Source organism: Streptomyces sp. S07_1.15, assembly GCF_020739505.1.
GTDB classification, from domain to species: domain Bacteria; phylum Actinomycetota; class Actinomycetes; order Streptomycetales; family Streptomycetaceae; genus Streptomyces; species Streptomyces xinghaiensis.
On record NZ_JAJBZK010000001.1, the window covers coordinates 3,493,133 to 3,517,915 of the forward strand.

A 24,783-nucleotide genomic window follows, 5' to 3' on the forward strand; every position below is an offset into this window, starting at 1 on the left:
CCGGCATGGCCCCCGCACCCTGCCGGGACCGTCCGGCCGCCCCTGCCACCGCTGCCGTGCCCGGCACGCACGCGCGAGCCGCGCGCCCCGCGCGTGCCACCGCCGTGCTGCTCGGCGCCGCGGCCGTGCTGGGCGTACTGGCCGTGCTGCTCGGCGCCGCCCCGGCCTCGGCACACGCGGCGCTGACCGGGAGCGTTCCGCGGCAGGGTGCGGTGGCCGACCGGGCACCCGAGGAGGTGGTCCTCACCTTCTCCGCGCGCGTCACCCTGTCCGCCGACTCGATCCGGGTGCTGGCTCCGGGCGGCGGACGGGCCGACACCGGTGAGCCGCGCGACCTGGGCACCGGTGGCACCGTCCGGCACGGCGTCGCTCTGCGGCCGGGGCTGCCGGACGGGACCTACACCGTGGCCTGGCGGGCCGTCTCGGCCGACGGGCATCCGGTCTCGGGCGCCTACACCTTCTCCGTCGGCGCCCCGTCGGCGACCGCCGCGGCCCTGCCGGACGACCGGGCGGGCGGCGGGCTCACCGGCCTCCTCCACGCCGTCGCGCGGTACGCGGCCTACGCGGGCTTCGTCCTGCTCGTCGGTGGTGGCGCGTTCATCCTGGGCTGCCGCCCGGCCGGCGCCTCCGTTGCGGCACTGCGGCGGCTCGTGGTCCGGGGCTGGGCCGTGGTCACCGCGGCCACCTTCGCGCTGCTCCTGCTGCGCGGGCCGTACACCGGGGGCGGCGGACTCGCGGGGATGTTCGATCCGGGGGCGCTGCGGGACGTCGTGGCGACCCCCTCCGGGACCGCGCTGGTCTCCCGGCTGCTGCTGCTCGCGGTGGCCGCTCTCTGCGTGACGGTCCTGCTCTCCCCGGACCGGTGGTCCGCCGGCAGCGCGGAAGGAGCCACCGGGGAGTCGGCGCGGGAGCACCGGAATCCAGGCTTCTGGCTCGCGGCGGCCGGCGGGGCCGTCGTCGCCACCGGCCTGGCGGCCACCTGGGCCGCCGCCGGGCACGCGTCGACCGGTCTCCAGCCGTGGCTCGCCGTCCCGGTGGACCTACTGCATCTGCTGGCCGTGGCGCTCTGGCTTGGCGGTCTGGCGGCCCTCCTGGTGACGCTCCACCGGGGACCGGTGGCGGAACGGCAGGTGGTGCGGCGGTTCTCGCGGGTGGCCCTCGGCAGTGTGCTGGTGCTGGCCGCGACCGGGCTGTACCAGTCCTGGCGGCAGGCCGGCTCCTGGGACGCCCTCACCACCACCTCGTTCGGACGGCTGCTGCTGGTCAAGGTGGGGATGGTGGCCCTGCTGCTGTTCTTCGCCCGCTGGTCGCGGCAGCGCGCCGGCCTGCTGCCGGACGGGCCCGCGGGCACCGCCGGGGAGCGGCCGGATGAACCCGCCGCCCCGCCGGTGACGGATCCGGTGCCCGTACCGGAGCCCCCGGCGGCGGACCGGCCGGCGCCCGCCCGGAGCGGTGCCGCCTCCTCCCGCACCACCCCGGTGGACGCCGAGCGGGCCGCCCAGCTCGCCCGCCAGCGCGCCGCCCTGGCGGCGGCCCGTGAGCGGCGGATCCGTGACGCCGACCCGGAGCGCACCCGGCTCCGTCGCTCGGTGCTCGCCGAGGCCGGCGTGGCCGCACTGGTGCTCGCCGTCACCACCTCCCTGACCAGCACCGAACCGGCCCGTACGGAGGTGCGGACGGCCGGCGCGGCCGCCGGCACCCCGTCCGCCGCGTCCGGGCAGCCCGTCATGCTCGACATCCCCTTCGACACCGGCGGCGAGAAGGGCGCCGGTACGGCCGGGCTCCACCTCTTCGACCCGGCCAGCACCTGCGGCAATAGCCTCCACCTCTGGCTCGAGGACCCGGACGGCAAGCCGTTGGACGCCGCCGAGGTGAAACTCGCCTTCACCCTCCCCGCCGAGGACGTCGGACCGCTCCCGGTGAAGCTGGCGAAGCTCGCCACCGGCCACTGGTCGGCCGCCCGTTTCCAGCTCCCCCTGGCAGGGACCTGGAAGGCGTCGCTCACCGTGCGGACCTCCGACATCGACCAGATCACCGAGACCCGGAACGTGAAGATCAACTGATGACGACTTCTCCCCTCTCCCGGCGCAGACTGCTCGGAACCGCCGGCGCGGCCGGTGCCGCCGGACTCGTCGCCGGCGCGGCGGGCGGCGTGGCGGGCACCGCACTCGCCGGGGACGACACCCCGCCGCTCAGCACCGTCGGCTCCACCACCGTGATGTTTCACGGGAAACATCAGGCCGGCATCACCACCGCACCGCAGTCCCGCGGCCATCTGGCCGCCTTCGATCTGCTGCCGGACGCCGGCCGGAAGGGGGCGGCCGCCCTGCTGCGCCGCTGGTCCCGGACGGCCGAACGCCTGACCGCGGGCCGCGCGGTCGCGGACGACACCGCGATCGCCCTGGACGCCGGCCCGTCCTCTCTCACCGTCACCTTCGGCTTCGGGCACAGTTTCTTCAGCCGCACGGGGCTGGAGGACCGCCACCCCGCCGCGCTCGACCCGCTGCCCGCGTTCTCCTCGGACGCCCTGGACCCGCGGCGCAGCAACGGTGATCTGTGGGTGCAGATCGGCGCGGACGACGCGCTGGTCGCCTTCAACGCCCTGCGCGCCCTCCAGAAGGACGCCGCGGGGACGGCCCGGGTGCGCTGGCAGATGAACGGCTTCAACCGCTCCGCCGGGGCGACGGCCCGGCCCATGACCACCCGCAACCTGATGGGCCAGATCGACGGGACCAGGAATCCGCGCCCGGAGGAGGCGGACTTCGAGCAGCGGGTCTTCGTCCCCGGGGGCGGCGGGGCGAAGGACCCGGAGTGGATGGCGCACGGCTCGTACGCCGTGGTCCGGCGCATCCGGATGCTGCTCGACGCCTGGGAGGAGCTGTCGCGGGAAGAGCAGGAACGGGTGATCGGACGCCGCAAGGACACCGGCGCGCCGCTGACGGGCGGCACCGAAACCACCCCCCTGGACCTGGAGAAGACCGGCCCCGACGGCAGGCCCGTCGTTCCCGCCAACGCGCACGCCCGGATCTCGATGCCGGAGACGAACGGCGGGGCGGCCCTGCTGCGGCGTCCCTTCTCCTTCCACGACGGCTTCGACGAGAAGGGGGTACCGGACGCGGGTCTGCTGTTCGTCTGCTGGCAGGCGGATCCGCTCCGGGGCTTCGTGCCGGTGCAGCGCAAGCTCGACCGGGGGGACGCGCTGTCGCCGTTCATCCGGCACGAGGCGAGCGGTCTGTTCGCGGTGCCGGGCGGCTGCGAGCCGGACGGCTATGTGGGCCGGGAGCTGCTGGAGGGATGAGTCCGTACGGCCCGTACGGGGAGCGGCGGTCTCCGTACGGGCCCTCGCCGGGAGCGGTCGCGGTGGGCGGGCCGGGCTCCTCCGCCGCCGGTATGGTGGGAGGCTCCCCGTGAGAAGGAGCCCCGCAGCGATGTCCGTCAGCCGCTACACGTATCTGGGCCCCGAGGGCACCTTCACGGAGGCCGCGCTCAGGACCCTGCCCGAGGCGGCGACGCGCGAGCTGATGCCGATGGTCTCCGTCCCGGCGGCGCTGGACGCGGTGCGGTCCGGCGAGGCGGGCGCCGCGCTGGTGCCGATCGAGAACTCGGTCGAGGGCGGGGTCACCGCGACCCTCGACGAACTGGCCACCGGCAAGCCTCTGATGATCTACCGCGAGGTGCTGCTGCCGATCTCCTTCGCGCTGCTCGTCCGGCCCGGGACCGGGCTGACCGATGTGAAGACGGTGACCGGGCACCCGGTGGCGCAGCCGCAGGTCCGCAAGTGGCTGGCGGCACACCTCCCGGACGCCCAGTGGGAATCCGCGGCCTCCAACGCCGACGGAGCCCGGCTGGTGCAGGAGGGGCGGTACGACGCGGCCTTCGCGGGGGAGTTCGCGGCCGGGACGTACGGGCTGAAGCCGCTGGTCACCGACATCCACGACGCGCAGAACGCGGTGACCCGCTTCGTGCTGGCCGGACGGCCGGCCCGGCCCGCGGCGCGGACCGGTGCCGACAAGACGTCCGTGGTGATCTGGCTGGGTGACGACCATCCGGGCGCGCTGCTGGAACTGCTCCAGGAGTTCGCGGCCCGCGGGGTCAACATGATGCGCATCGAGTCGCGTCCGACCGGTGAGGGGATCGGCCGGTACTGCTTCTCGGTGGACTGCGAGGGGCACATCACGGACCGCCGGGTGGGCGAGGCCCTGATGGGTCTGAAGCGGATCTGCCCCAAGGTGCGCTTCCTCGGCTCGTATCCGCGCGCCGGTGCGAGCCCGGAGGAGCTTCCGCCGCTGCGGCACGGGACCACGGACGAGGAGTTCTCGGCCGCCTCGGACTGGCTGGCCCGCTGCCTGGACGGGCGGAGCTGAGCGCGCCGGACCGGGGGACACCGTAACTCGGTCAAGCGCTTCGGGGCTCCGGGGCGGAAGTCCGCGGACAGGCTGTGCACAGTTCGCCGAGTTATCCACAGGCCGGGACCGCCGCCTGGGGACAAGTCGACACAGCAACCGGACACAACAGACAAAACGTCCCAGTCGCCTCCCTTCCGTACACAGCACCTTCGATCCCTTTTCGTCAGCACAATTCTCTGCGGACACTCTTCGGAGTGAGGTATTACCGCCCGAAAGAGTGTGTGGAATGGGTTTGAGAAGGGAATTCATCGGCCTGCACGGAAGGGGCCGGAATGATCAATTCCGACTTCCACAGTTCTCGCACACAGCCTGTGGATAAAGTCTCCACCCCGCCCCCACCTGTGGAAAACCCCTCCGGCGAAATGTCCGCCCCCGCCGCGCCGGTCCTGTTGCCGACCGACTCCGTTCACCCCCATATCACCCGCGGCATCCTCGCCGGACGGCCGCGTGCGCCATTCCGGCCCGGGTTCGTTGATTTTCCTTTTCGGAACAAAAGGGACAAAACACTCCAGTCATTATCGGAGTCGAAGGCCGGGGCTCCGCACCGGTAGCCTGGAGCCGTGATTGACCTTCGCCTGCTCCGTGAGGACCCCGACCGTGTCCGCGCGTCCCAGCGCGCCCGTGGAGAGGACGTCGGCCTCGTCGACGCCCTGCTCTCCGCCGATGAACGGCGCAGGTCGTCCGGCGTCCGCTTCGACGAACTCCGCTCCGAGCAGAAGGCGCTCGGCAAGCTGATCCCCAAAGCCTCCGGTGAGGAGAAGGCGGAGCTGCTGAAGAAGGCCGGCGAGCTCTCGGCCGCCGTCAAGGCCGCCGACGCCCAGCAGAACGAGGCCGCCGAGGAGACCCAGCGCCTGCTGAGCGGTCTCGGCAACCTCGTCCACCCCGAGGTGCCCGTGGGCGGGGAGGACGACTTCACCGTCCTGGAGACCGTCGGGACGGCGCGCGACTTCGAGGCGGAGGGCTTCCGGCCGAAGGACCACCTGGAGCTCGGACAGCTGCTCGGCGCGATCGACGTCGAGCGCGGCGCCAAGGTCTCCGGCTCCCGCTTCTACTACCTGACGGGCATCGGTGCCCTGCTGGAGCTGGCGCTCGTCAACGCCGCCATCGCCCAGGCGACCGAGGCCGGCTTCATCCCCATGCTCACCCCGGCGCTGGTCAAACCCCGCGCCATGGAGGGCACCGGCTTCCTGGGCCAGGCCGCCGAGAACGTCTACCAGCTGGAGAAGGACGACCTCTACCTGGTCGGCACCTCCGAAGTCCCGCTCGCCGCGTACCACATGGACGAGATCGTCGACGCGGACCGGCTGCCGCTGCGCTACGCGGGCTTCTCGCCCTGCTTCCGCCGCGAGGCCGGCACCTACGGCAAGGACACCCGCGGCATCTTCCGCGTCCACCAGTTCGACAAGGTGGAGATGTTCTCCTACGTCACCCCGGAGGACTCCGAGGCCGAGCACCGCCGGCTGCTGGAGTGGGAGAAGCAGTGGCTCACCGCCCTGGAACTGCCCTTCCGCGTGATCGACGTGGCCACCGGTGACCTGGGTGCCTCCGCCTCCCGCAAGTTCGACTGCGAGGCCTGGATCCCGGCGCAGGGCAAGTACCGCGAGCTCACCTCCGCCTCCAACTGCACCGAGTTCCAGGCCCGGCGGCTGTCGGTGCGGATGCGCGACGGCAAGCACGTCCGCCCGCTGGCCACCCTCAACGGCACACTCTGCGCCGTGCCCCGCACGATCGTCGCGCTGCTGGAGAACCACCAGCGGCCGGACGGCTCGGTGCGGGTCCCCGAGCTGCTCCGCCCCTACCTGGGCGGGCGCGAGATCCTGGAACCCGTGACCGCGTGAGCGCCCCCGCCACCGCCCGCCCGGAAGCCCCGGGCGGGCACCTCCCGTACCGGCTGATCGCCACCGACCTCGACGGCACCCTGCTCCGCGGCGACGACACCGTCTCCCCGCGCTCCCGGGACGCCCTGGCCGCCGCCACCGCCGCGGGCGCCGCGCACATCGTCGTCACCGGCCGCGCGGTGCCCTGGGCCCGGCACGTCCTCGACGACCTGGGGTACCGGGGACTCGCGGTGTGCGGACAGGGCGCGCAGGTCTACCACGCCGGTGAGCACCGGCTGCTGACCTCCGTCACGCTCGACCGGCAGCTCGCCGGGCTGGCGGTCGCCAAGATCGAGGCCGAGACCGGGCCTCTGGCGCTGGCCGCCAGCCGGGACGGGCTGGACGGCGAGGTCCTGGTCGGCCCCGGCTACCAGGCACAGGGCCCGCTGCCGTACCTCACCTTCCAGGACATGGACGAGGTCTGGTCCGCGCCGCTCAACAAGCTCTACATCCAGCACCCGGAGCTGGACGACGACGCCCTCGCCCACGTCGCACGCACCGTCGCCGGGCATCTGGTGGGCGTGGTGATGTCCGGAGCGGGCATCGTGGAGCTGCTGCCCCTGGGGCTCAGCAAGGCCACGGGGCTCTCCCTGGCCGCCCGCCGGCTCGGACTGCGGGCGGCGGACACCATCGCCTTCGGCGACATGCCCAACGACATCCCCATGTTCGGCTGGGCCGGCTACGGCGTCGCCATGGCCAACGCGCACGCCGAACTGAAGTCCGTCGCCGACGAGATCACGGCCTCCAACGACGAGGACGGCATCGCCGTCGTCGTCGAACGCCTCTTCGGCTGACCTCCGGCCCCGGCGAACGTCCGGCTCCGCGTGACCGCCGCGCCGGCGGCTCGTTGCCCACCATGCGTGGAGGCAACTGGAGTTCGAGACGTCGAGAGTGCGTGAAGTGGCGGATTGCCGGGCGGCAGAACCGGTCATCGAGTACGTGGCTATATGAGCAGCCTTCGCTCCTGGTCCCTGGATACGGGCAGTCCCACATCCGTTCCGGAACGAAGGGGAGGGCACTCTCATGCCACCCGAATCCGCACTGCTCGAATCACGCGCGCTCCGCGAGAGCCTCGCCGCGCGCACGGGCGTGCTCGACAAGGTCAAGGTCCTGGCGATGCTGCCGGACGGGCTGCATGTCACGACGCGCATGGTCGCCGAGTACTTCGAGGTCTCCCACGACACGGTCAAGACGCTCGTCAAACGTCACCGCGGGGAGCTCTCCTCGCATGGCCTGCGCACACTGCGGGGCTCTGAACTGCGCTTCTTCGAAAGGTCCACCTTGGACCCTTCAGAAGGGAGTTATCCACAGGGGCGCGTGCACCTGACGCTTTTCACCCGCCGCACCGTCCTCAACGCCGCGATGCTGCTGCGCGACAGTGAGGTCGCCCGTGCGGTCCGGAGGTATCTCCTCGACGCGGAGGAGGAGGCCGGCCGGGCACACCGGGAGGCCGTCGGCGACCGGCCGTCCCCGGAGCGCTCGCTCGAAGCCAGGATGACCGTCGCCGAGTCCTGTCTCGCCGATGTCGGTGCCGCGCTGCGCGACCTCGGTCCGGTGCTGCGCCGGACCTCCGACCGGCTGGACCGGATCGATGAGCGGCTCGACGGGATGGACCGCCGCATCGCCTTCATGGACCGGCGGCTGGACCACACCAACCAGGTCGTCTGTGCGATGAGCGAGCGCATGGCCGGCATGGACGTCCGGCTGCGGCAGCTCCGGGAGGAGACGGCGCGATGCCCGCGCCCGCGGGGCGGCCGGCGCTGACCGGTCACGGCCCCGCGCGCCCGCGGGGTCCGCACGGCCCGCGCTGACCCGAGGGCAGTCTCCGCGGGCGGGCACGGCCGAGGCCGGGGCGCGCACCCCTTCAGTCGCGCGCCCCGGCCCGTTCCGTTCCTTCTCGTCGCCCTTCCGCCGTCCCGCCGTCGCCCCGGCTCACTCCTCGCCGGCCAGCTTCAGGACGCGCAGCTTCTGGCCCGCGTACCAGGTGGCGAGGGCCGTGACGACGGAGAGCAGCACCACGGCGGGGACGAGTCCCACGTCCGAGGTCACCAGCCCGCCGTCGGCGGTCTTCTGCGCGAGGGCCAGCGCCCACTGCTGCACGCTGAGGGTCCGGGCCCCCTCGATCAGGCTGCCGAACAGCGATTCCCACACCAGCGCGTAGACGAGCCCGGCGACGACCGCGTGCCGGGTGACCGTGCCGAGCAGCAGGAAGACGGCGCTGTAGGCGACGGAGGCGACCGCGGCGGCCAGCGCGTACGCGACGGCGACGTTCTGGCTGTTGCCGTTCAGGATGAAGCCGGCGATCAGCGTGGGCACCGCCGAGAAGACGACCGTCACCCCGATCGCCACCAGCAGTTTGGTGACGATGATGGTGGGCCGCTTCACCGGTTTGGCGAGCAGGTAGACGATCGAGCCGTCGTCGATCTCGGGGCCGATCGCTCCCGTGCCGGCGATCACGCCGATCAGCGGGACCATCGTGGCGAGGGCGAAGCCGCCCAGCACATCGGCGGCGATCTGGTCGTCGACTCCGGTCAGCTGGCGCACCGCCACCGCGATGAGCAGCAGCAGTGCGGGGAGGAGGAAGAGGATCAGCGCCCGGCGGCGGCCGAGCAGGCCCCGGTAGGTGAGCCGGGCGACCGTGGAGTTGTACATCGGTTCGGGCTCCTTCAAGCCGCTGGGCCGCTCAGGCCGTTACGAGGTAGGAGAAGACGCTCTCCAGGGACTCGTCGGAGGGCGAGACCGTGAGGAGCCGGATGCCGTGCTCGCGGGCGACCCGCGGCAGCAGTTCGGTGAAGCGGGGGAAGTCGACGGCCTGGACGTGCAGCGCCCCGTCCGCCCGGTCGATCTCGATCCCGGCCGTGGACGGATCGGCGATCAGCGCGGCGGCCAGGGCGCGGTCGTCGCTGGACCGGATGAGATAGCGGTGCGGGCGGTCCGTCATCAGGCGGCGGATCTTCCGGAAGTCGCCCGAGGCCGCGTGCCGGCCGGCGACGATCACCTCGATGTGCTGGGCGAGCTGTTCGACCTCTTCCAGGATGTGCGAGGAGAAGAGCACGGTGCGGCCCTCGTCCCCCATCCGCCGCAGCAGGTCCATGAGCTGCATCCGCTGGCGCGGGTCCATGCCGTTGAACGGTTCGTCGAGCAGGAGGACGGACGGCTCGTGGACCAGCGCGGAGGCCATCTTCACGCGCTGCCGCATCCCCTTGCTGTAGGTGGCGATCTTGCGGTTCTGCGCGTACTCCATCTCGACGGTGGCCAGCGCCTGCCGGGCCGCCCCGCGGGGGTCCTTCAGCCCGTGCAGTTCGGCGTTGGCGAGCACGAACTCCCGTCCCGTCAGGAAGTCGTACATGGATTCCCGTTCGGGGACGATGCCGATCCGCCGGTACGCCCCCTCGTTGCGCCAGACGGCCGCGTCGTCGAGGGTGACGGTGCCGGTCGAGGGGGCCAGGAAGCCGGCCATCATGTTGATGAGGGTGGACTTGCCGGCGCCGTTGGGGCCGAGGAGGCCGGTCACGCCGGGGCCGATGGTCATGGTGATGTCGTTGACGGCGACCACGTTGCCGAACCAGCGGGAGACGTGGTCGATCTTGAGGGTGGTCACAGCCCGACCTTCCGGTAACGGCGCATCAGCAGCGCGTACGAGCCGGCGATCAGCCCGAGGACCACCGCCGGGTAGACGATTCCGGCGAGCGCGCCGGACGGCCCCTCGGCGCCGGGGAAGGCGGAGTCCGCGCCGAGGAACAGCGACTGCACCCCGTCGACGAGGGTGACCGGTGAGAACAGGCCGAGCCAGCCGATGGCCTCCTGGTTGCCCTGCTCCCAGGCGATCGCCTGGACGGTGCTGACCGCGCCGTAGGAGATCGTCATCACGGCGATGACGGCGGCGACGCCGAAGCCCCGGCGGGGGGTGAGCGCCGCGACGACCAGCCCGATGCCCGCGAAGAGCACGGACAGGACGGCCACGGAGGCCAGGCCCTGGCCGAACCCCTTGGTCTGGTCGGCGAAGTCCAGCTTCGCCAGCAGCGCGCCCGCGTAGAGGATGACGAGCGGTGCCGCGGTGAGCAGGAAGAGGGCCGAGGCCATCGCCGCGTACTTCGCTGCCACGTAGTCCACCCGTTCGATCGGACGGGAGAAGTAGAGCGGCACGGTGCGGAACCGCAGATCGCGGGAGACGGACTGCGGGGCCTGGGCGGCGAGATAGAGGCCGATGACGGCCTGGAGGTAGATCGCGTACCGCGTGTATTCGAGCGGCAGGTCCTTCATGTCGGTCGCCACGGCCACCGCGACGATGATGCCCGCCGGCAGGCACATCACGGCGAACAGCAGCATCGGCAGGACCTTGGACTTGGCCGAGCGGCCGAGTCCGTACGCACCGCGCAGGCTCTGGGAGAAGAGGGAGAGCCGGGCGTAGGAGCGCCCGAGGCGGGGGCCGTCGTAGCGGCGGTAGCCGATGTTGTGGATGCGGGTCGGGTCGGCGGACGGGTCCGCCGCCGTTGGCGTCGTGCTCTCAGGCGGCATCGCGGCCACCTCCGTTCCGTCCGTCCGTGCTGCTGGGGTGCGGCTGGGCGGAGGGCTCCGGCCCGGCGGGCCCCGTGGGTTCCGGGGGCTCCCCGGGGCGGAAGACCTCCGCGATGTGGTGACGGCGCTGTTCCATGCGCACCAGGCCGAGCCCCAGTCCGGCGACGGTGTCGCGGACCGTGTCGTACGTCCGGTCGCCCTCGGCGTCGAGGAGCAGCACCCGGCCCGCCCCGGGCGCGTGTCCGCCGGCGGCGTGGCGGACGCCTGCGCGGGCCAGTGCCTCCGCCAGCGCGGCCGTGCCGTCGGGGTGCTCTTCGGTGTCCGTGACCTCGACCGCGATGACCGCGGTCTTCTGGGTGAAGTCGCTGGTGGAGCTGGAGCGCAGCAGGGCACCGCCGTCGATGACGACGACGTGGTCGCAGGTGCGTTCGAGCTCGCCGAGGAGGTGGGAGGTCACCAGCACGGAGATGCCGAAGTCGGTGTGGACGCGGCGGATGAGGCCCAGCATCTCGTCCCGGCCGACCGGGTCGAGGCCGTTCGTCGGCTCGTCCAGCAGCACCAGTTTCGGGTCGTGGACCAGCGCCTGGGCGAGCTTGACCCGTTGCTTCATACCGGTCGAGTAGCCGCCGATGGGCCGGTAGCGCTCCTCGTAGAGGCCGACGTGGCGCAGGGTGTCGGCGGTGCGCTCGCGGGCGGCGGAGGGCGGCAGCCCCGAGATCCGGGCCATGTGCACGACGAACTCGGTCGCGGACACGTCGGGGGGCAGGCAGTCGTGCTCGGGCATGTAGCCGACCTGTTCCCGGATGGCGCCGCCCTCGCCGGCCACGTCGAGGCCGAGCACGGCGGCCCGCCCCTCGGTCGCCGGGGACAGTCCGAGCAGGATCTTGATCAGGGTCGACTTGCCGGCCCCGTTGGCACCCACCAGGCCGGTCACGCCCGGGCCGATGGTCATGGTGAGCCGGTCGAGCGCGGTCACCTTGGGGAACCGCTTGCTGAGGCTTTCGGTCACGATCACTGTCACGGCCCTGACGCTAGTGGTGCGGACCACACCGGGCGTCAGCCCTGACGGCTGTCTCCGCGTCCCCCTTCAGGCGTAGGGACCCGTAGGGGCCGTACACCTAAGTTGTTACCATCGGTAACAATCGTTGGTAACGTCGGGCGCGGAGGAGCCGGGAGAGCAGCGGCTCCCTGAGGGCGGAAGGCGGTGCCGGGTGACCGGTGACATGCGCGAACGCTGGGTGCGGGGCGGGGACGGCGTACGGCTGTGCGTGGCCGCACTGGGAGATCCCGGGCGGCCGGTGGTGGTCCTGGTGCACGGCTATCCGGACAGCAAGGAGGTCTGGACGGAGGTCGCGCGGCAGCTGGCGGACCGTTTCCACGTGGTCCTCTACGATCTGCGCGGCTGCGGCCGCTCGACCGCGCCCCGGCCGCTGCGGGGCGGCTTCACCCTGGAGAAGCTGGCCGCCGACTTCCGCGCCGTCGCGGACGCGGTGAGCCCCGGCCGGCCCGTCCATCTGGTGGGCCACGACTGGGGCTCGGTGCAGGGCTGGGAGTTCGTCACCACGGCCGCCGCGGACCGGATCGCCTCCTTCACCTCCGTCTCCGGCCCCTCGCTGGACCACTTCGGCCACTGGGCCGCACGGCGCCGGAGCGGGGCGCTCGGCGCACGCGGTGTCCGCGAACTGCTCGGCCAGCGTCTGCGGTCCTGGTACGTCTACGCGCTGCACACGCCGGTTCTCCCCGAGCTGGCCTGGCGCGGGCCGCTCGCCCGCCGGTGGCCCGGCGTCCTGCGCCGGCTGGAGAAACTGCCCGGCGACGGCTACCCGACTCCGTCCCTGGCCCGGGACGCCGCCCACGGCGCGTGGCTCTACCGCGACAACTTCCGCCCGCGCACCCGCCGTCCGCGCGGGGACGCCCGTGCCCGGGTGCCCGTCCAGCTCGTCGTGCCCGCCGAGGACGTCTTTCTCTCCGAACACCTCTACGACGACCTCGGTTTGTGGGCGCCCCGGCTCGTCCGCCGGCGCGTGGCCGCCGGGCACTGGGTGATCCGGACACAGCCGGAACGGGTGGCCGGCTGGATCGCGGAGTTCGCTCTGGAGACCGGTGCCTCCTCCGGCTTTCCCGCCACGGAGCCGTCGGCCGGCTGACACACTCGGGGCATGGAGCCGCCTCCCGAACAGTTGCCCAGCACCGAGGCCGCCGTCACCGCCGTCCGGGAGATCGCGCGGGAGTTCGAGCTGACAGTACGGGTCACCGACGACATCGGAGCCGACCGCTCGGCCCGGCGGACGGCGGCCGGGGCCTTCGCCGTGACCGATGAGGACGGCTCGCTCCCGCACGAGGCCCATGCCGAACTGTCCGGCTCACCGGCGGTGGAGGTCGAGCTGTACTCGGAGGGCGACGCCAAGATCACCGTCGAGGGGGTCGAGTTCCACGACCTCCCGCGCGACGTGGTGCCGGACTTCCTGCGCTCCGTGTACGGGGGAGCGGCCCATGTGAAGGGCCGCTTCTTCCCGCCGGGTCACTGGCTCGTCGTGCCGCTGCCCGGAGGCCGCTCCTACAAGGAGCTCGTGCTCCCCGGGCCGGTGCTCTCCCCCTGGCTGAGCCGGTCGGTGCGCTGAGCCGGTCGGTGCACCGAGACGTTCGGTGCACCGAGGCGGTCGGTGCACCGAGGCGGTCGGTCGGACGGCCGGGCGATCGGTACGGCGCTCGGCCGGGAAGGCGCGGTGCCCCGCACGATCCCGGCCCGATCCCCGCACGACCGGGGCCGTGGGGAGGCCGACGTAGGCTCGGGGCCATGAGTCCGCGCCTGAGCACCGTGATCCTCCCCGTCGACCGCTGGAACGAGGGCGGCCGCGCGAAGTGGCAGCGCGCCGAGGAACTGGGCTTCCACGCCGCGTACACCTACGACCACCTGTCCTGGCGGTCCTTCCGCGACGGCCCCTGGTTCGGCGCCCTGCCCACGCTCACGGCCGCCGCCACGGCGACCGGCCGGCTCCGCCTGGGCACCCTCGTGACGTCACCGAACTTCCGGCATCCCGTGACGCTCGCCAAGGAGCTGATCTCCCTCGACGACATCTCGGGCGGCAGGATCAGCCTCGGCATCGGGGCGGGCGGCAGCGGCTTCGACGCCACGGCGCTCGGCCAACGCCCGTGGACCCCGCGCGAGCGGGCCGACCGTTTCGGCGAGTTCCTGCCGCTGCTGGACCGGCTGCTCACCGAGGGCACGGTCTCGCAGCGGGGCGACTTCTACACCGCGGAAGAGGCCAGGAACCTCCCCGGCTGCGTCCAGCGGCCCCGGCTTCCCTTCGCCGTCGCCGCCACCGGCCCGCGAGGGCTGAGGCTGGCCGCACGGCACGGACAGGCATGGGTGACGACGGGTGACCCGAAGCTCTACGAGACGGGCACGCCGCAGCAGTCGGACGAGGCGATGCGCCGCCAGCTCGGAGGACTCACCGCGGCGTGCGCGGAGACCGGCCGGGACGTCGCGGAGCTGGACAAGATCCTGCTGACCGGGTTCACCCCGGACCGCGCCCGCCCGCTGGAGTCCCTGGACGCCTTCGTGGACTTCGCCGGGCGCCACCGGGAGCTGGGCTTCACCGAGATCGTGGTGCACTGGCCGATCCCCGGCTCGGACTTCGCCGCCGACCAGGCCGTCTTCGAGAAGATCGCCACCGAGGCGGCCGCGCAGCTCGGCTGACGGGCGGAACCCGTCCCCGCACGGTCCGGCACGGGCTCCGCACGGCATACGGCCCGCAGACCGGGGGCGCAAGGGACCAGAGGAGTCGCACGGCGGCGTTCTCCCCGGCCCCCCGTGACGCTCCCTTGTGCGTACCGTCGCACGCTTGTGCGCGCATATGCGCGAAGATGGAGAGGTGACCTCAGCTACCGAGCGGCCCGAGCCGCACCACCCGGCCCCCGCCGGAGCCGGTGACCCGGCCTCCGTGACCGGGCCCGTACGGCTGATCGCCACCGATCTCGACGGCACCCTGCTCCGCGACGACAAGACGGTCTCCGACCGGACGGTCGCCGCGCTGGCGGCCGCCGAGAAGGCCGGCATCGAGGTCTTCTTCGTGACCGGCCGGCCCGCGCGCTGGATGGGAGTCGTCAGTGACCATGTGCACGGCCACGGCCTGGCGATCTGCGCCAACGGCGCGGCCGTCGTCGATCTGCACCGGGGCGGCCGGGTCGTCGAGGTCCGCCCGCTGCACCGGCTCGCCGCCATGGACGTGGTCGGTGCGCTGCGCGTCGCCGCGCCGGGCACCTCGTTCGCCGTCGAACTGACCACCGGGCTCCACTACGAACCGGAGTACCCGCCCTTCCACCTCGACCCCGGGGCCACGGTCGACGCCGCCGAGCGGCTTCTCTCCCAGGACGCGTGGCACGCGGAGACGCCGGTGCTCAAGCTGCTGGCCCACCACCCGGAGATGTCCCCGGACGACTATCTCGCCCTCGCCCGGGAGACGGCGGGCGCGCACGCCTCGTTCACACGTTCCAGCCCGACCGCGCTGCTGGAGATCAGCGGGCTGGGGGTCAGCAAGGCCTCCACCCTCGCGCAGTGCTGCGCGGAGCGCGGGATCTCCCCCGGTGAGGTGGTGGCGTTCGGCGACATGCCCAACGACCTGGAGATGCTGACCTGGGCGGGCAGCTCGTACGCGATGGCCAACGCGCATCCCGAGGTGCTGGCCGCCACTCCGGCCCGTACGGCCGCCAACAGCGAGGACGGCGTCGCGGTCGTCATCGAGCGCATCCTGGAGGAGCAGGCGTAGCGCCGTCCCACCGTCCGGCCACCCCGTGCGGAGCGGCCTCAGCACGCCGCCGGCGCGGCCTCCGGAAGCTCACGGGGCAGCCGGGCGCCCGCCGTGTCCGCCGCACGCTCCCGCTCCCGCATCCGCCGGAACGGCCCGTCGGCGGCCGCCAGCTCCGCGTACGTGCCGCGCTGGACGGCGCGGCCCCGGTCCAGCACGACCACCTCGTCGACATCCTCCAGCCCCGCCAGCCGGTGGGTGATGAGGACGGTCGTGCGGCCCTCGGTCGCCGCGAGCAGATCGGCCGTGAGGGCGTCCGCCGTCGCCAGATCGAGGTGTTCGGCGGGCTCGTCGAGCACCAGCACCGGGAAGTCCGCGAGCAGGGCCCGGGCCAGGGCGAGACGGCGGCGCTGGCCACCGGACATCCTGGCGCCGTGCTCGCCGACCATCGTGTCCAAACCCTCGGGCAGTCCGTCCACCCAGCCGAGCAGCCGGGCCCGGGCCAGGGCGGCGCGCAGCTCGGGTTCCCCGGCGGACGGGCGGGCGAGCCGCAGGTTCTCGCGGAGTGAGCTGTCGAAGATGTGCGCGTCCTGCGCGCAGAGCCCGACCAGCCGCCGCACGGCGTCGCCGTCGAGCGCGCCGGCATCGGTACCGGCCAGCGTGTAGCGGCCGGATTCCGGGTCCAGGAAGCGCAGCAGCACCTGCGCGAGCGTCGTCTTGCCCGAACCGGACGGGCCCACCACGGCGATCCGGCGCCCCGGTACGAGGTCGAGATCCAGGCCGTCGAGGGCGGGCAGCCGCTGCCCGGCGTAGCGGGCCGTGAGATGCCGCACCGCCAGCGGGAACGGTGTGGCGGGCGGTGTGGCGGGTTCGGCCGGCTCGCGGACCGGCTCGGGAGCGGCCAGCACCTCCCGGATCCGCCCGGCGGCGCGCCGGGCCCGCTGCTGGTGGAGCACGGCGAGGGGAAGGTCCGTGACCGCCTCGAACGCCGCGAGCGGCAGCAGGACCACCACCGCGAGCGCGACCCCGGCGAGCCTCCCCTCGTGCACCGCCTGCACTCCGGCCCAGGCCGTACCGGTCACGGTGAGCCCGCAGACCAGTGCGGAGAGCCCGGCACCGGCGCCGGCGGCGGCCGCGGAGCGCCCGGCGAGCCCGGTGAGCTCGGCGTCCGCGCGCCGGGCCTCCTCCGTACGGGACCGGAGCGCGCCGGCCACCGTCAGCTCGGCGGTGCCGGACAGCAGATCCACGACCCGGGTCGCCAGAACACCCCGGGCCGGGGCCAGTCGCCGCTCCGCCCGGCGCGACACGGCCCCGGAGAGCAGCGGCACCCCAGCTCCGGCGGCGAGCAGTCCCAGCGCCAGCACGGCCCCGGCCTCCGGCAGCAGCCAGGCGGTGAAACCGGCGGAGCCCGCGGAGACCAGGAGCGCGACGCCCACGGGCAGCAGGCGGCGCAGGAAGTAGTCCTGGAGGGAGTCGACGTCGGCGACGAGCCGGGAGAGGAGGTCGCCCCGGCGGGTGGTGCGGAGGCCCGCCGGCGCCAGCCGTTCGAGCCGCTGGAAGACGGCCACGCGGAGGTCGGCGAGCATCCGGAAGACGGCGTCGTGCGCGACGAGCCGCTCGGCGTAGCGGAACACGGCCCGTCCGATGCCGAAGGCCCGGGTGGCCGTGACGGCCACCATGAGGTAGAGGATCGGCGGCTGCTCGGAGGCCCGCGAGATGAGCCAGCCGGAGACACCCATGAGGCCCACCGCGCTGCCGAGCGCAAGGCTGCCCAGCACCAGGGCCAGCACGAACCGGCCCCGCCGTGCCCGGGCCCGGTCCCGCACCCAGCGCAGCGGATCCGGGCCCCGCCGGCGGAGGATCCCGCCGGGCCGGCCGCCCCGGTCGGGCCCGTCCGGCCGCTCCCCCGCCGCCGCGGGAACGGCCGCCACGATGCCCGCGCCCCGCGGGCCGCCCCGGCCGCCGGCACAGATGCCGTCCACCGGCCCGCCCGGTGTCTCCGGCGACGCGGCCGGCGTCACCTCCCCGTCCTCCGGGACCGGCGGGACGGAGACCGCGGCGACCGGTGCCGATACCGGAGCCGTGACGGGCTCCGCCGTCCCGGCCGGCCGGGGCAGCTCCACCACCCGGTCGGCGACCGCCAGCAGGGCCGGCCGGTGCACGGCCATCAGCACCGTGCGCCCCGCCGTCAGCCGTGCGACCGCCTCCACGACAGCCGACTCGCTCTCGCCGTCCAGGTTGGCCGTCGGCTCGTCGAGCAGCAGCACGGGACGGTCGGCGAGGAAGGCCCGGGCGATCGCGATCCGCTGCCGCTGGCCGGCCGACAGCCCGGCGCCGCCCTCGCCGAGGACGGTGGCGGGCCCCTCGGGCAGCGCGGTGACGAAGTCCAGTGCGCCCGCGTCGCGCAGCGCCTCCCGCACGGCCGCGTCGTCCGCGTCCGGCCGGGCCAGCCGTACGTTCTCGGCGACGGTCCCGGCGAAGAGGAAGGGGTGCTGGGGGAGCCAGGCGATCTGCCGCCGCCAGCCGTCGAGGTCCACGGTGGAGAGGTCCGTGTCCCCGAGCAGCAGGCGCCCCTCCGCCGCCTCGGCGAACCCGAGGACGGCGTGGAGCAGGGTGGTCTTCCCCGACCCGCTGGGGCCGGTCAGTGCGACCGTCTCACCGGGCCGGACGGTCAGGGAGGTGCGCGGCAGCGAGGGCTCCGGGCGCCCGGGGTGGCGGACGGCCACACCGTCCACCCGCAGCCCGGAGACCCGGGCGTCGGGGGCGGGAGCCGTCCCGCCGGTGCTCCCCGGCGGGGTCTCCAGCACCGTGAACACCTGCTCGGCGGCGGCCAGCCCTTCGGCGGCCGCGTGGTACTGGGCTCCCACCTGCCGGATCGGCAGATAGGCCTCGGGGGCGAGGATCAGCACCACCAGCCCGGTGAAGAGATCCAGGTCGCCGTGGACGAGCCGCATACCGATACCGACGGCGACCAGCGCCACCGACAGGGTGGAGAGGAGTTCCAGCGCGAAGGAGGAGAGAAAGGCGATCCGCAGGGTTCGCAGGGTGGCCCGCCGGTAGTCGGCGGTGATGGCGCGGATCGACTCGGCCTGGGCCTTGGCGCGGCCGAAGACCTTCAGGGTCGGCAGGCCGGCCACCACGTCGAGGAAGTGCCCCGACAGCCGGGTGAGCAGCTGCCACTGACGGTCCATCCGTGCCTGGGTGGCCCAGCCGATGAGCACCATGAAGAGGGGGATCAGCGGCAGGGTCACCACGATGACCGCCGCGGACACCCAGTCCGCGGTGACGATGCGGGCGAGGACCGCGGCCGGGACGACGACCGCCAGCCCCAGTTGCGGCAGATAGCGGGCGAAGTAGCCGTCCAGGGCGTCGATGCCCCGGGTGGCCAGTGCCGTCAGCTCTCCGGTGCGCTGCGAGCTCAGCCAGCCGGGTCCGAGCCGTGTGGCATGGTCCAGCAGCCGGGTTCGCAGCTCGGACTTGACCGAGGCTCCGGCCCGGTGCGCGGCCAGCTCGGTCAGCCACGAGACGAGCGCCCGTCCGGCGGACACGGCCACGAGCAGCAGCAGCTCAGTGGTCAGCCCGCCGGCGTCCAGCCCCTGCTGGAAGGCGCCCACGATCACCTCGGCGAGCAGCACGGCCTGGGCCACCACCAGGCCGGCCCCCGCCAGTCCGAGGGCTACGGCGGCCAGCAGGAAGATCCGGGTGGCCCGTGCGTAACGGAGCAGGCGGGGGTCGACGGGTTTCACGTGAAACAGTCCCTCGGTTTGTTCCTCAGTGCACGTCGGCGAGGTGCTGGGTGCCGATGCGCTTGCGGAAGACCCAGTACGTCCAGCTCTGGTAGAGCAGCACCAGCGGGGTGGCGATGCCGGCGCACCAGGTCATGATCTTCAGCGTGTACGGGGTGGAGGAGGCGTTGCTGACCGTCAGGCTCCACTCCTCGTTCAGCGTGGACGGCATGACGTTCGGGAAGAGCGTCAGGAAGAGCATCGCGACGGCGGCCACGATGGTGACCCCGGAGAGCGCGAAGGCCCAGCCCTCCCGGCCCCGCTGGTTCATGGCGATGGCTCCGAGCAGCGCACCGGCCGCGGCCAGCATCGCCATGAGGCTCACGGCATCGCCCTTCTCCAGCTGGGTCCAGCCCAGCCACAGCACCGCGAGCACCGCGGTCACCAGGCCCACCCCGGTGGCCAGCTTCCGGGCCCGGACCCGGATGTCGCCCACCGTCTTGAGGGCGACGAAGACGGCACCGTGGAAGGTGAAGAGGGTGAGCGTGACCAGCCCGCCCAGCAGCGCGTACGGGTTGAGCAGATCGAAGAAGCCTCCGACGTACTCCTTCTCCTGGTCGATCGCGACGCCGCGCACGATGTTGCCGAAGGCCACGCCCCAGAGGAACGCCGGCAGCAGCGAGGTCCAGAAGATCGCGTGCTCCCAGTTGGTCTGCCAGCGGTCCTCGTCCCGCTTGTGCCGGTACTCGAAGGCGACGCCCCGCACGATCAGGGCGAGCAGGATGAGCAGCAGCGGCAGATAGAAGCCGGAGAAGAGAGTGGCGTACCACTCGGGAAAGGCCGCGAAGGTCGCGCCACCCGCGGTGAGCAGCCAGACCTCGTTGCCGTCCCAGACCGGTCCGATCGTGTTGATCAGTACCCGGCGCTCCTTCCGGTCGCGGGCCAGCACCTTGGTGAGCACGCCGACCCCGAAGTCGAAGCCCTCCAGAAAGAAGTAGCCGGTCCAGAGGACGGCGATCAGGATGAACCAGACGTCGTACAGTTCCATGTCCAGCTCCTCACTCTCAGTACGAGAAGGCCATGGGCCGGTCGGCGTCGGCGTCGTCGTCGCCGCCGATCTTGGTGGGCGGGTTGAGGTCGGCCTCCGTGAGCTCCGGCGGTCCGGCCTTGACGTACTTGACGAGGAGCTTGACCTCGATCACCGCGAGAATCGCGTAGAGCAGCGTGAACACGCTCATCGACAGCAGCACCTCGCCCTGGGTCACGCCGGGGGAGACGGCGTCCTCGGTGCGCAGCACGCCGTAGACCACCCACGGCTGGCGGGCCATCTCGGTGAAGATCCAGCCCCAGGAGCTGGCGAGCAGCGGAAAGCCGATGGTGAGCACGGCCAGCTTCCAGTACCAGCCGGTGAGCGCGGCGCCGAGTTCCCGGTCCCGGGTGAGGGCCAGGCGCGGCGGCTCGTTCTCGGTGGTACGGAGCCGGGGCGCCAGCCACAGCTTGTTGCGGGTGAGGTAGAGGCCCACCACGCCGATGGCGAAGGAGACCATGCCGAAGCCGATCATCCAGCGGAAGCCCCAGTAGGCCACCGGGATGTTGGGCCGGTAGTCGCCGGGCCCGTACTGCTCCCGCAGGTCCTCGTTCACATCGTTGATGCCGGGGACCTCGGTCTCCAGATCGCTGTGGGCCAGGAAGGAGAGGAGCCCGGGGATCTCGATGGCGACCTTGTTGTGGCCCTCGTCGACATCGCCGTAGGCGAAGACGGAGAAGGGCGCCGGCCCCTCGGTGTCCCACAGCGCCTCCGCCGAGGCCATCTTCATGGGCTGCTGCTCGTACATCACCTTGCTGAGCCGGTCACCGCTGACGGCGGTCAGCAGGCCGCCGACCACGAGGGTGACCAGGCCGAGCCGGAGCGACGTCCGCATCTCCGGGAGGTGCCTGCCGCGGCGGAGGTGGACGGCGGCGATGCCCACCATGAAGGCGCCGCCGGCCAGGAAGGCCGCGGTGAGGGTGTGGAAGACGACGACGACCGTCGTGTCCTGGGTGAGCACGGCCAGGAAGTCGGTGAGTTCGGCGCGCCCGGATTCCTCGTTGATCCGGTAGCCGACGGGGTGCTGCATCCAGGAGTTGGCGGCCAGGATGAAGTAGGCGGAGAGCACGGTCCCGATGGCGACCATCCACATGCAGGCGGCGTGGATCTTCTTGGGCAGCTTGTCCCAGCCGAAGATCCACAGGCCGATGAAGGTGGACTCGAAGAAGAAGGCGATCAGCGCCTCGAAGGCCAGCGGGGCTCCGAAGATGTCACCGACGAAGCGGGAGTAGTCGGACCAGTTCATCCCGAACTGGAACTCCTGCACGATGCCGGTGACGACGCCCATGGCGATGTTGATCAGGAAGAGCCTGCCCCAGAACTTGGTCGCCCGGAGGTACTTTTCCTTGCCCGTCCGCACCCAGGCGGTCTCGAGGCCTGCCACCAGGGAGGCGAGAGAGATCGTCAGCGGTACGAAGAGAAAGTGGTAGACGGTGGTGATGCCGAACTGCCATCGCGCCAGCGTCTCGGGCGCCAAGGCTATGTCCACGGTTCCTCTCCTTCACATCGCGGTGATTCGATGCGGCAGATGTCCCGCTGCCTCCCCCGCGAGGAGACAGACAGGCTGGTGCTTGTGAACGCGTTCACATTCACAAGCACCAGTATGGCGCACCCTTTCCGTCCCGACACAACCAGGGGGTGTGCCCTGCGGCACACCCCCCTACCTGCGGTTTTTATACCCCCACCGGCATCTTGACGAAGCTGGTCGGCGCTGTTCACAGCTCCTTGCGGAAAGCCTCCGCGGCGCTCAGTAGAAGATCGTTCGCCTCGGTCTCACCGATGGTGATCCGCACCCCCTCGCCGGGGAACGGCCTCACGACCACACCGGCCCGCTCGCACGCCGCCGCGAACTCGGCCGTCCGCTCCCCCAGCCGCAGCCAGACGAAGTTCGCCTGCGACTCCGGAACCGTCCAGCCCTGCGCCGTCAGCGCCGCGGACACCCGCGCCCGCTCACCCACCAGCGCCTCCACCCGCTCCAGCAGCGCCTCCTCGCTGCGCAGCGAGGCCACCGCCGCGTCCTGCGCCAGCTGGCTCACCCCGAAGGGCACCGCCGTCTTCCGCAGCGCGGCCGCCACCGGCTCGTGCGCCACGGCGAAGCCGACCCGCAGCCCCGCCAGCCCGTAGGCCTTGGAGAAGGTGCGCAGCACGCAGACGTTCGGCCGGTCCCGGTAGACCTCGATCCCGTCCGGCACCTCCTCGTCCCGGATGAACTCGCGGTACGCCTCGTCCAGCACGACCAGGACGTCCGACGGCACCCGGTCCAGGAAGCGCTCCAGCTCCGGGCGGCGGACCACCGTGCCGGTCGGGTTGTTCGGGTTGCAGACGAAGACGAGCCGGGTCCGGTCGGTCACGGCGCCCGCCATGGCGTCCAGGTCGTGGGTCTCCCCGCCGGTCAGCGGCACCTGCACCGAGGCCGCCCCGGAGATCCGTGTGATGATCGGGTACGCCTCGAAGGACCGCCAGGCGTACATGACCTCGTCGCCCGGACCGGCCGTCGCCTGGATCAACTGCTGGGCGACACCCACCGAGCCGGTACCGGTCGCGAGATGGGTGGCCGGCACGTCGAAGCGCTCGGCCAGTTCGGCCATCAGCCCGCTGCAGGCCATGTCCGGGTAGCGGTTGAAACTCCCCGCCGCGCCGAGAACGCTCTCCATGACCCCCGGCAGCGGGGGATACGGGTTCTCGTTGGAGGAGAGCTTGTAGGTGACCGGCCCGTCGCCGGCCGTGGCCGGCTTGCCCGGCTTGTACGTCGGAATGCTCTCCAGCACACCGCGCAGCCTGGGAATCACCGGGGTCTCGGGGGAGTCCCCCCGGGAATCAGTGTGCATCGCCGTCCTCCTCGACCGTCCCACCGCCATCAATGCTGCTTACCTTATGAGGATTGCGGCGCCGGGCAATGGGCCGGGCAAACCGGAGGCGCGCGCTTCCCCGCGGCGCACGCCGGTGGCCCGCGCCCTGGCGCGCGTCACTCTTCCAGGTGACTTGAGACCGCTTCACACCAAACATCGTTCACTGGACAACAGCACATCTTGTCCCCAACGAGAGCCGGGGAACCGCTCAACGGCCTTTGATATAAAGGCGGTTGATAGATTCGATCTTGCAGAAACGTGACTCTTGACGGTTCATCGCCGACCCCCTCGGCCGGAGCCCAGTCGCCCTAGTATCGGCTGGCCATGACAGCAGCAGAGAAGCACCAGGTGAGCCGGTCGACCAGCCGTCGGCTGGGGCGGGCGGGCATCCGGGACGTGGCCGCCGCCGCCGGTGTCTCGATCACGACTGTCTCCGACGCCCTCAACGGCAAGGGCCGGCTCCCCGACGCCACCCGACGCCATGTCCGGGAAGTGGCCGAGCGGCTCGGGTACCGGCCGTCCGCCGCCGCCCGCACCCTCCGCACCGGCAGATCCGGCCTGATCGGCCTGACCGTGACCACCTACGGGGACGAGCCCTTCACCTTCACCGAGTTCGCCTACTTCGCCGAGATGGCCCGCGCCGCCACCTCCGCCGCGCTGGCCCGCGGCTACGCGCTCGTCATCCTCCCCGCGACCTCCCGTCACGACGTCTGGTCCAACGTCGCCCTCGACGGCACGGTCGTCATCGACCCCTCCGACCACGACCCGGTCGTCACCGAGCTCGCCCGGCAGCGCATCCCCGTCGTCTCCGACGGCCGGCCCGCCGGCTCCGTACCCGTCACCGCCTGGGTCGACAACGACCACGAGGCCGCCGTCCTCGGCCTGCTCGACCATCTCGCCGACGCCGGCGCCCGCCGGATCGGCCTGCTCACCGGAACCACCACGGACACCTACACCCGGCTCTCCACCAGCGCCTATCTCTCCTGGTGCGAACGGGCCGGACAGGACCCGGTCTACGAGAAGTACCCCGCCCACGACCCGCGCGCCGGAGCGGTGGCCGCCGACCGGCTGCTGGCCCGTCCCGACCGGCCGGACGCCGTCTACGGCCTCTTCGACCCCAACGGCACGGATCTCCTCGCCGCCGCCCGCCGCTACGGCCTGCGGGTCCCGGAGGACCTGCTGCTGGTCTGCTGCAGCGAGTCCACCGTCTACGCCAGCACCGAGCCGCCCGTCACCACCCTCTCCCTCAAGCCGCGCCGCATCGGCACCGCGGTCGTCCAGCTGCTGATCGACGCCATCGAGGGTCTGGACGAGGGGCGGCCGGTGGAGCAGGTGATACCGACCGAGCTGATCGTGCGCACCTCCTCCCAGCCGCGGACCTCGCGCGCGACCGTCAGCCCGCCCCGGTCGCCCGCCGAACCGGCCTGACGCGGAGGGCGCCCGGCCGTCCCGACGGGCGGCATGCCCGGCGGTACCACCGGGCGGGACGGCCACGGCGGCGACCACGACCACCGCGACCACCAGGGCAATCCGGCACAAACTCCCGGCGCTCACGCCATCGCGGTGATTGCCG

18 protein-coding genes and 1 pseudogene are annotated in these 24,783 nt (G+C 72.5%); 11 read left to right on the forward strand and 8 right to left on the reverse strand.

Translation table 11 applies throughout. The features are described 5' to 3' along the window. The first annotated feature begins 5 nt into the window (after positions 1-5). The 6 genes from LIX60_RS15055 (at position 6) to LIX60_RS15080 (ending at position 8,047) form a co-directional block, all read left to right on the forward strand. Positions 6-2,063 carry a copper resistance protein CopC gene (locus LIX60_RS15055; protein WP_227958870.1) on the forward strand — a complete coding sequence of 686 codons (2,058 nt, stop codon included), beginning with the start codon at positions 6-8 and terminating at the stop codon, positions 2,061-2,063. Beyond that, entirely contained in the window at positions 2,063-3,298 is a 1,236-nt protein-coding gene (gene efeB / locus LIX60_RS15060) for an iron uptake transporter deferrochelatase/peroxidase subunit (RefSeq protein ID WP_227958871.1), read from the forward strand. Before LIX60_RS15055 ends, efeB begins: the two co-directional genes overlap by 1 nt. Positions 3,299-3,428: 130 nt before the next feature. Continuing rightward, positions 3,429-4,364 carry a prephenate dehydratase gene (gene pheA, locus LIX60_RS15065; protein ID WP_227958872.1) on the forward strand — a complete coding sequence of 312 codons (936 nt, stop codon included), beginning with the start codon at positions 3,429-3,431 and terminating at the stop codon, positions 4,362-4,364. 602 nt (positions 4,365-4,966) lie between these two features. After that, a complete protein-coding gene (gene serS / locus LIX60_RS15070; RefSeq protein ID WP_043464511.1) occupies positions 4,967-6,244 on the forward strand; it encodes a serine--tRNA ligase in 1,278 nt (425 codons plus the stop codon). Next, a complete protein-coding gene (locus LIX60_RS15075) occupies positions 6,241-7,077 on the forward strand; it encodes an HAD family hydrolase (RefSeq protein WP_227958873.1) in 837 nt (278 codons plus the stop codon). The genes serS and LIX60_RS15075 overlap by 4 nt, the downstream gene beginning before the upstream one ends. Before the next feature lie 229 nt (positions 7,078-7,306). After that, a complete protein-coding gene (locus LIX60_RS15080) occupies positions 7,307-8,047 on the forward strand; it encodes a hypothetical protein (RefSeq protein ID WP_227958874.1) in 741 nt (246 codons plus the stop codon). Between the two features lie 168 nt (positions 8,048-8,215). Here LIX60_RS15080 and LIX60_RS15085 read toward each other — a convergent pair whose 3' ends face one another. The 4 genes from LIX60_RS15085 to LIX60_RS15100 are packed head-to-tail and all read right to left on the reverse strand — an operon-like array spanning position 8,216 to position 11,816. Continuing rightward, complete coding sequence (locus LIX60_RS15085) at positions 8,216-8,935, reverse strand: ABC transporter permease subunit (protein ID WP_019707424.1); 720 nt, start codon at positions 8,933-8,935, stop codon at positions 8,216-8,218. A gap of 31 nt (positions 8,936-8,966) precedes the next feature. After that, complete coding sequence (locus tag LIX60_RS15090) at positions 8,967-9,884, reverse strand: ABC transporter ATP-binding protein (protein WP_227958875.1); 918 nt, start codon at positions 9,882-9,884, stop codon at positions 8,967-8,969. Continuing rightward, positions 9,881-10,801: an ABC transporter permease subunit gene (locus LIX60_RS15095; RefSeq protein ID WP_227958876.1), complete on the reverse strand. Its 921-nt coding sequence runs from the start codon at positions 10,799-10,801 to the stop codon at positions 9,881-9,883. Before LIX60_RS15095 ends, LIX60_RS15090 begins: the two co-directional genes overlap by 4 nt. Beyond that, positions 10,791-11,816 (reverse strand): ABC transporter ATP-binding protein, encoded by a 1,026-nt coding sequence (locus tag LIX60_RS15100; RefSeq protein ID WP_227962775.1) that lies wholly within the window; start codon positions 11,814-11,816, stop codon positions 10,791-10,793. The genes LIX60_RS15095 and LIX60_RS15100 overlap by 11 nt, the downstream gene beginning before the upstream one ends. Before the next feature lie 208 nt (positions 11,817-12,024). Here LIX60_RS15100 and LIX60_RS15105 point away from each other — a divergent pair. The 4 genes and pseudogenes from LIX60_RS15105 to LIX60_RS15120 form a co-directional block, all read left to right on the forward strand. Next, positions 12,025-12,933: pseudogene (locus tag LIX60_RS15105) on the forward strand (alpha/beta fold hydrolase); the annotation flags it as partial. Positions 12,934-12,960: 27 nt separating this feature from the next. Next, a complete protein-coding gene (locus LIX60_RS15110) occupies positions 12,961-13,422 on the forward strand; it encodes a hypothetical protein (protein WP_227958877.1) in 462 nt (153 codons plus the stop codon). 176 nt (positions 13,423-13,598) lie between these two features. Continuing rightward, positions 13,599-14,501 (forward strand): LLM class flavin-dependent oxidoreductase, encoded by a 903-nt coding sequence (locus LIX60_RS15115; protein ID WP_227958878.1) that lies wholly within the window; start codon positions 13,599-13,601, stop codon positions 14,499-14,501. A gap of 157 nt (positions 14,502-14,658) precedes the next feature. Then, positions 14,659-15,570: an HAD family hydrolase gene (locus tag LIX60_RS15120; protein WP_227958879.1), complete on the forward strand. Its 912-nt coding sequence runs from the start codon at positions 14,659-14,661 to the stop codon at positions 15,568-15,570. Between the two features lie 38 nt (positions 15,571-15,608). Here the strand turns inward: LIX60_RS15120 and cydD are convergent, their stop codons facing one another. The 4 genes from cydD to hisC all read right to left on the reverse strand — a co-directional run bounded on the left by cydD (position 15,609) and on the right by hisC (position 23,189). Then, the gene (gene cydD / locus LIX60_RS15125; RefSeq protein WP_227958880.1) at positions 15,609-19,295 is read right to left on the reverse strand and encodes a thiol reductant ABC exporter subunit CydD; all 3,687 of its coding nucleotides are present in this window, start codon (positions 19,293-19,295) and stop codon (positions 15,609-15,611) included. Between the two features lie 25 nt (positions 19,296-19,320). Continuing rightward, entirely contained in the window at positions 19,321-20,322 is a 1,002-nt protein-coding gene (cydB, locus tag LIX60_RS15130; RefSeq protein ID WP_227958881.1) for a cytochrome d ubiquinol oxidase subunit II, read from the reverse strand. 16 nt (positions 20,323-20,338) lie between these two features. Beyond that, a complete protein-coding gene (locus tag LIX60_RS15135) occupies positions 20,339-21,850 on the reverse strand; it encodes a cytochrome ubiquinol oxidase subunit I (RefSeq protein WP_227958882.1) in 1,512 nt (503 codons plus the stop codon). A 226-nt stretch (positions 21,851-22,076) separates the two neighbouring features. Then, positions 22,077-23,189 carry a histidinol-phosphate transaminase gene (gene hisC, locus LIX60_RS15140; protein WP_227958883.1) on the reverse strand — a complete coding sequence of 371 codons (1,113 nt, stop codon included), beginning with the start codon at positions 23,187-23,189 and terminating at the stop codon, positions 22,077-22,079. Between the two features lie 345 nt (positions 23,190-23,534). On the opposite strand from hisC, the gene LIX60_RS15145 reads away from it, so the two are divergent. Then, positions 23,535-24,638 (forward strand): LacI family DNA-binding transcriptional regulator, encoded by a 1,104-nt coding sequence (locus tag LIX60_RS15145; RefSeq protein WP_227958884.1) that lies wholly within the window; start codon positions 23,535-23,537, stop codon positions 24,636-24,638. Positions 24,639-24,783: the final 145 nt, after the last annotated feature.